7 protein-coding genes are annotated in these 6,847 nt (G+C 67.0%); 6 read left to right on the top strand and 1 reads right to left on the bottom strand.

The genetic code is table 11. From position 1 onward, the window contains the following. The first annotated feature begins 34 nt into the window (after window positions 1-34). The 6 genes from AC1DBQ_RS20405 (at window position 35) to dapF (ending at window position 5,941) form a co-directional block, all read left to right on the top strand. Window positions 35-271, top strand: coding sequence for a DUF3046 domain-containing protein (locus AC1DBQ_RS20405; protein WP_476930243.1), 237 nt, complete (start codon window positions 35-37; stop codon window positions 269-271). Window positions 272-532: 261 nt separating this feature from the next. Next, window positions 533-1,585: a recombinase RecA gene (gene recA / locus AC1DBQ_RS20410; RefSeq protein ID WP_476930244.1), complete on the top strand. Its 1,053-nt coding sequence runs from the start codon at window positions 533-535 to the stop codon at window positions 1,583-1,585. 190 nt (window positions 1,586-1,775) lie between these two features. Beyond that, window positions 1,776-2,255 carry a regulatory protein RecX gene (locus tag AC1DBQ_RS20415; protein WP_476930245.1) on the top strand — a complete coding sequence of 160 codons (480 nt, stop codon included), beginning with the start codon at window positions 1,776-1,778 and terminating at the stop codon, window positions 2,253-2,255. Window positions 2,256-2,457: 202 nt separating this feature from the next. Continuing rightward, window positions 2,458-3,945 carry a tRNA (N6-isopentenyl adenosine(37)-C2)-methylthiotransferase MiaB gene (miaB, locus tag AC1DBQ_RS20420; RefSeq protein ID WP_476930246.1) on the top strand — a complete coding sequence of 496 codons (1,488 nt, stop codon included), beginning with the start codon at window positions 2,458-2,460 and terminating at the stop codon, window positions 3,943-3,945. 37 nt (window positions 3,946-3,982) lie between these two features. Then, window positions 3,983-4,936, top strand: coding sequence for a tRNA (adenosine(37)-N6)-dimethylallyltransferase MiaA (gene miaA / locus AC1DBQ_RS20425; RefSeq protein ID WP_476930247.1), 954 nt, complete (start codon window positions 3,983-3,985; stop codon window positions 4,934-4,936). A 51-nt stretch (window positions 4,937-4,987) separates the two neighbouring features. Next, on the top strand, window positions 4,988-5,941 hold the full coding sequence (gene dapF / locus AC1DBQ_RS20430; protein ID WP_476930248.1) for a diaminopimelate epimerase: 954 nt from the start codon (window positions 4,988-4,990) through the stop codon (window positions 5,939-5,941). On the opposite strand, the gene AC1DBQ_RS20435 is transcribed toward dapF, so the two are convergent. Next, window positions 5,922-6,536 (bottom strand): class I SAM-dependent methyltransferase, encoded by a 615-nt coding sequence (locus tag AC1DBQ_RS20435; RefSeq protein ID WP_476930249.1) that lies wholly within the window; start codon window positions 6,534-6,536, stop codon window positions 5,922-5,924. The genes dapF and AC1DBQ_RS20435 overlap by 20 nt on opposite strands. Between the last annotated feature and the right edge of the window lie 311 nt (window positions 6,537-6,847).

The raw sequence follows: 6,847 nt of genomic DNA on the forward strand, positions 1-6,847 counted from the left end.
ATTCTAGAGTCCCGTGCCGTGAGAGACTTTACTGGTGCGAATCAGTGACTTTTGGCGGCTTATGGACGACGAGTTCGGTGCCGGGTACTCCCGTGTCCYGAGCAGCTCGCTGGTTCTGGCCGGCGTCGGCGGACGCACCGCGGACCAGGCCCTCAGCGCCGGCATCCCTCCCCGCCAGGTGTGGCTTGCCCTGTGCGACGTCCAGGACGTCCCGCCGGAGCGCCGTCTCGGCAGGGACATCAAACCCCGCGACAACGCCGGACCCAACTGACGCCTGAAACTCCGCCCGGCATGGCGCCGGATGCGCCACCGGGCACCCTGCCGGTAGGGCCGACGCCTGACACGCCGGATTATTGTTCGAATATCTGTTCGGATAGGGATATGCTTTTTTTGAGYGTTTTCCACATACGGCGTTTTCCACATAAGGGGTCCCCAGCGACAACTTTGTCGGAGGGTGCCAGTAGCGTCAGTGATGACAGATGAAGGGCCTACACGGCCACTCCACAGCGAGAAAGTATTAGAGGTGTGAATCATGGCCGCAGCCCCGGATCGCCAGAAGGCRCTCGACGCAGCGCTTGCCCAGATTGACAAGCAGTTCGGCAAAGGCTCGGTTATGCGCCTCGGCGACGAAGTCCGCGCGCCCATCGAGGTTATCCCCACCGGCTCCATTGCCCTGGACGTCGCTTTGGGAATTGGCGGTCTGCCCCGCGGCCGTGTCGTGGAAATCTACGGTCCGGAATCCTCCGGTAAGACCACCGTGGCGCTGCACGCCGTTGCCAACGCCCAGCGCCAGGGCGGCATCGCCGCATTCATCGACGCCGAACACGCCCTCGACCCGGAATACGCCGCCAAGCTGGGCGTCGACACTGACGCCCTCCTGGTCTCCCAGCCGGACACCGGCGAGCAGGCCCTGGAAATCATGGACATGCTCATTGGTTCGGGATCCCTTGACGTCATTGTCATTGACTCGGTTGCCGCTCTCGTTCCCCGTGCCGAAATCGAAGGCGACATGGGCGACAGCCACGTCGGCCTGCAGGCCCGCCTGATGAGCCAGGCCCTCCGTAAAATCACCGGCCGCCTGAGCCAGACCAAGACCACGGCCATCTTCATCAACCAGTTGCGCGAAAAGATCGGTGTCTTCTTCGGCTCCCCGGAAACCACCACCGGTGGTAAGGCCCTGAAGTTCTATGCCTCAATCCGCATCGACGTCCGCCGGATCCAGACCCTCAAGGAGGGCGCGGACTCCGTCGGCAACCGCACCAAGGCCAAGATTGTCAAGAACAAAATGGCCCCGCCCTTCAAGATCGCCGAGTTCGACATCATCTACGGCCAAGGCATTTCCCGCGAGGGCGGCATCATCGATATGGGTGTGGAGCACGGCCTGATCAAGAAGTCCGGCTCCTGGTTCACCTACGATGGCGACCAGCTGGGMCAGGGCATGGAGAACTCCCGTCGGTTCCTGCGCGACAACCCGGAACTGGCGGCCGAACTCGAGCGCCTGATCAAGGAAAAGCTCGGCGTCGGCGTGAAGGCCCCCGCCKAGACCKAGGAAACACCGAAGCTGAAGGCCGTTGACGGCTTCTAGCACCGGAGCCGGCAGCGGGTCAGGGTTCCGGCAACGGAACCCTGACCCGAGCGCTGGTGACCCCAGCATAGGGTCCACCCGGCGCGGTTCACGAGGAACGCAGGGCTCGCGCAGTTCCCGCGGGTCGAACGGATTCCGGGGAGCCACGGCGCCGTCACCGGAACTGGACCAGGACGCGGATCCTGCGGCGGTGGCCCGTGCCATCGTGCTGCGCCAACTGACGAATTCGCCCAAGAGCCGGCTGCAGCTGTCCCGCAAGCTGGCCGAGCGTAACGTCCCCGAGGACGTGGCCGAGGCCGTACTGGACCGCTTCGAGGAAGTGCGGCTGGTTGACGACGCCGAGTTCGCCGACATGTGGGTCCGCAGCAGGTCCCAAACGCGCAAGCTCGCCAAAGGGGCCCTGCGCCGCGAACTGGCGGATAAGGGGATCGACCCGGATACCGCTGCCAGCGCGCTCGACCAGCTCAGCGACGCCGACGAAGAGACGGCCGCCCGTGAGCTCGTGGAGCGCAAACTGCGGGGATTCACCGGCGACGAGGACCGTGCGGAGCGGGACAAGATCACCCGCCGCCTGGCGTCGATGCTTGCCCGCAAGGGTTACCAGCCCGCACTGGCCTTCCGGATCGTCGCCGAGGTGCTCGATGCCGCGGCCGCCGGAGCCGGGGACTGAGGGCTCCCAGCCGTCGTCCCTTCCCGCCTCCGCGCAGGCTCGGCCACAACCGGTTACCCCTAACCGTTACCCTTAACAGGTGAGTTTTACCATTCCCTCCCCAGCGGCCGGCACCACTTCTCCCACAGCGTCTTCKGCAGTCAGCGCAGGCGCAACTGCCACGGAGCTCAACTCCGGTTCGGCTCAGCCCCGTACGTACCAGGTGCGCACCTTCGGGTGCCAGATGAACGTGCACGATTCCGAGCGGATGGCCGGCATGCTTGAAGCCGCGGGCTACGTACCGTCCGCCGGCGAGCTGGCCGACGTCGTGGTTTTCAACACCTGCGCGGTCCGGGAGAACGCCGACAACAAGCTGTACGGGAACCTGGGCATCCTGGCCCCGGTCAAGGCAGCCAATCCCGGCATGCAGATCGCCGTCGGCGGATGCCTCGCGCAGAAGGACCGGGAGACCATCCTCAAGAAGGCGCCGTGGGTGGACGCGGTCTTCGGCACCCACAACGTCGGTGCCCTTCCTGCCCTGCTGGACCGGGCCCGCCACAACAACGAGGCCCAGCTGGAAATCCTCGAATCGTTGGACGTCTTCCCCTCGACCCTTCCGACCAAGCGCGACTMCGTCTATTCGGGCTGGGTGTCCATCTCGGTTGGCTGCAACAACACCTGCACCTTCTGCATCGTCCCTGCCTTGCGGGGCAAGGAAAAGGACCGCCGCCCGGGGGAGATCCTGGCCGAGATCCAGGCTCTTGTGGACGACGGCGCCATTGAAGTGACCCTGCTGGGGCAGAACGTGAATTCCTATGGTGTCGAGTTCGGCGACCGGCAGGCGTTTTCGAAGCTCCTGCGTGCCTGCGGGGAAATCCCGGGCCTGGAGCGTGTCCGCTTCACGAGCCCGCACCCCGCAGCCTTCACCGACGACGTCATTGACGCCATGGCCGAGACGCCCAACGTCATGCCGCAGCTGCATATGCCCCTGCAGTCCGGCTCGGACAAGGTCCTCAAGGATATGAAGCGGTCCTACCGCTCTGCGAAGTTCCTCGGCATCCTGGACAAKGTCCGCGAGAAGATCCCGCACGCGGCCATCTCCACGGATATCATCGTCGGCTTCCCCGGCGAGACMGAGGAAGATTTCCAAGCCACCCTCGACGTCGTCGAGAAGTCCCGGTTCGCCACGGCCTTCACCTTCCAATACTCCAAGCGGCCAGGCACCCCCGCCGCGGACCTGCCGGATCAGCTCCCGAAGGCCGTGGTCCAGGAGCGCTTTGAGCGCCTCACGGCCCTGCAGGACCGGATTGCTGCCGAGGAAAACGCCAGCCAKCTCGGCCGCCGCGTCGAGGTCATGGTGACCGCCCAGTCCGGCYGCAAGGCGGAGGAAACCCGCCGCCTCTCCGGCCGTTCCCAGKACCAGCGGCTGGTGCACTTCTCGGTGCCCGAGGGCGCCGAAGTGCCCCGGCCCGGCGACCTCGTGACCGTCACCATCACGGAGGCGGCCGCCTTCCACCTCGTCGCCGACCCCGCCTCTGCGGCGGATTACAGCCTGCGCCGTTCGCGTGCCGGTGACGCCTGGGACCGTTCCCAGGCCGATTCCTGCGGTGCCGCCCCGGCCGGCACGACGAATCCGGCAGGCAAGACCACCGCGTCGGGCAAGGCCGGCGTGTCGCTGGGCATGCCCAGCCTCCCGGTCCGCGGCCGTTAGCGCCGTGCCGGGACCTCAACGCAGCKCCGTCGCGCAGGTGCAGGGCCAGCCAGCGACGGCGCCGCAGACGGCGGGAGCGCCGCCGGTGATCGCCGTCGTCGGACCCACCGGTTCCGGCAAGTCCGACCTCGCCGTTTCGCTGGCGCTGGAACTCAACGGCGAGGTCATCAACGCCGATTCCATGCAGTTCTACCGCGGCATGGACATCGGCACGGCCAAGATCACCGACGCCGAACGCAGGGGAGTCCCGCACCACCTTCTGGACATCCTGGACGTGACCGAGGAAGCGAGCGTCTCGGACTTCCAGCAGCGGGCCCGCGCCCTGATCCGAGACATCCACGCCCGCGGGAAGCGGGCCATCCTGGCCGGCGGCTCCGGACTTTACGTCCGTGCCGCCCTCGATGTCCTGGAGTTTCCCGGCACGGATCCCGATATCCGCCGGCGCCTGGAGGTCGAACTGGACACGGCCGGCCCCGAACCGCTGCGGCAACGGCTGGAAGCCGTGGACCCCGTGTCGGCCGGCAGGCTCGGCGATGCCCGGCGCATCATCCGCGCCCTGGAAGTCTTCGAACTCACCGGACGCCCGTTCAGCTCCTTCATGCCCGCCCGCGAGTACTTCCAGCCTGCCGTCCAGATCGGGCTCGAGGTGGATAGGGAACTGCTCCGGGACCGCCTGGCCCTGCGGGTCCACGCCATGGTGGACCGTGGGCTGCTGGAGGAAGTGCGGCGGCTCGACGCCGTAGGGCTCCGCGACGGCAGGACCGCGCCACGGGCCCTCGGCTATGCCCAGTTCCTTCGGGTTCTCGACGGCACTTCCAGCCTCGGGCAGGCCGCGGATGAAACGATCATCGCCACCCGGCAGTTCGCGCGCCGGCAACTGACCTGGTTCCGGGCCGATCCCCGGGTCAACTGGCTGGACTGGCAGGATCCCGCCCTGGTGGCCAAGGCCGCGGCCCTGTGCCGGACGGCGCCCGTTCCGCCGCTGGCGTAGCGTTCCCGTCACGGTGCCGGAGCTCTCCATACGGAACGGTAACCTTGGAGCATGGACGCATCCCACGCCGTAGCCGCCGCCCCTGCCGCTGGCGATACCACATCCCTCAGCGGTCTGAAATTTTCCAAGGGCCACGGAACAGGCAACGACTTTGTCCTGATCGCCGACCCTAACGGCGCACTGTCGCTCAGCCCAGAGCAGGTCGCGGCGCTCTGCGACCGGCACCGCGGCATCGGCGGCGACGGCCTGATCCGTGCGGTGCCCTCGCGGCTCCTGCCCGAGGGGCAGGAATTGCTGACCGTCCACCYCGACGCCGAGTGGTTCATGGACTACCGAAACGGCGACGGCTCACTGTCTGAGATGTGCGGCAACGGCGTCCGCGTCTTTGTGCACTTCCTCATCGCCGAAGGCCTCGTGAACCTGCCGGCCGGCGAATCCCTCGTCATCGGCACCCGGGGCGGCGTGAAGACGATCGTCCGCACCGCTGCCGGCTACGCCGTCGACATGGGGCCCTGGGAGTTCATCTTCCCGGGCGAGGCGACCGCGCGGGCCATGGATTCGCTCGTCAGCGCCGAGGGGCTGGAGGTGGCCAGGCCCGCACTGTCGGTCAGCATGGGCAACCCGCACACAGTGGTGGCCCTGGCCGAAATGGCCGAACTTGAGGCCACGCAGCTGTTCACCGCGCCCAAGGTGGACCCGACGCCGCCGCACGGCACCAATGTTGAATTCGTAGTGCCCTCCGAACCACTCGTCCACGATGGCACGGGCACCATCACTATGCGGGTCCACGAGCGGGGGGTCGGGGAAACCCAGTCATGCGGCACCGGTGCCTGCGCCGCCGCCGTCGCCATTCGCCACTGGGCCGGGCAGGGCGCGCCGGACGCGTGGAACGTTCACGTTCCCGGCGGAGCGGTCGGTGTGAAATTCTTCGTCGGTCCGGAGGGACACGAACACGTCGAACTCAGCGGCCCGGCCGTGATCGTGGCTACCGGGACGCTTTCCTGACCCGAAGGATCCGGAACGACTTCGACGTGCTCTCACGGGTCACGGTGAAGCTGGAATCGAGCTCCGCCGCGAGCCAACGCTGCAGCGAATCCGAGCCGAGATTTTTCTGGACCACCAGCCAGGCCGATCCGCCCGGCGCCAGCCGCGGAATCCACAGGCGCAGGAGCGCGTGAAGTTCGTCCTTGCCGATCCGGATAGGCGGGTTGGACCAGATGGTGTCAAAACGCAGTTCGGGGTCCACCGCCTCCGGCGTGCTGGCGATGACGTTGGTGAGTCCCAGCAGTGCGGCGTTTTCGTTGGTCAGGGTMACGCAGCGCTCGTTCACGTCCACCGCGTAGACGCGGGAGTGCGGTGCCCGCAGGGCCATGGTCAGGGCAATCGAGCCCCAGCCGCAGCCGATATCAAGCAGGTTTCCCTGCGGAGCCGGAGCCGGGACATCGGCCAGCAGCACGGCCGTTCCCTTGTCGATCCCGTCCGGGCTGAAGATCCCCGAGGACGTCTGCAGCCGGCGCGTCTCACCGGCAAGGTCCACGGTGAGCGGCTTGCGGGTGAAGGGCCCGGCGGGCTGGGCGCTGAAATAGTGTGCAGACTCCATAATGGGCCAGATTAGTTGGCGGTCGACCCGAATGGGAAACCGGACGGGACGCGGAACGGCGTCCGGGCCCGGGTACGCAACGGAACGGCCGGGGTGCCAGGAAGGAACGGCCGCCGAGCCTTGGAACGGGGCGTGAACGGTCCCGGCGGCCCTCCCCTAACGGCGCACCCCGGGGGAGCCAGCTGCGCGAACCGGGCCAGCGTCAGCGTCTGCTAGGCTTAAAAGCATGATCTTGATCTCCAAGTAGCCGGCACGGGTCTCATCCCGTCCCCGCAGCGACGCAGGTAAACGCCTTCCGCTCAGTGCCCCAT

The sequence above is a fragment of the Arthrobacter sp. 10T413_2 genome, assembly GCF_056394205.1.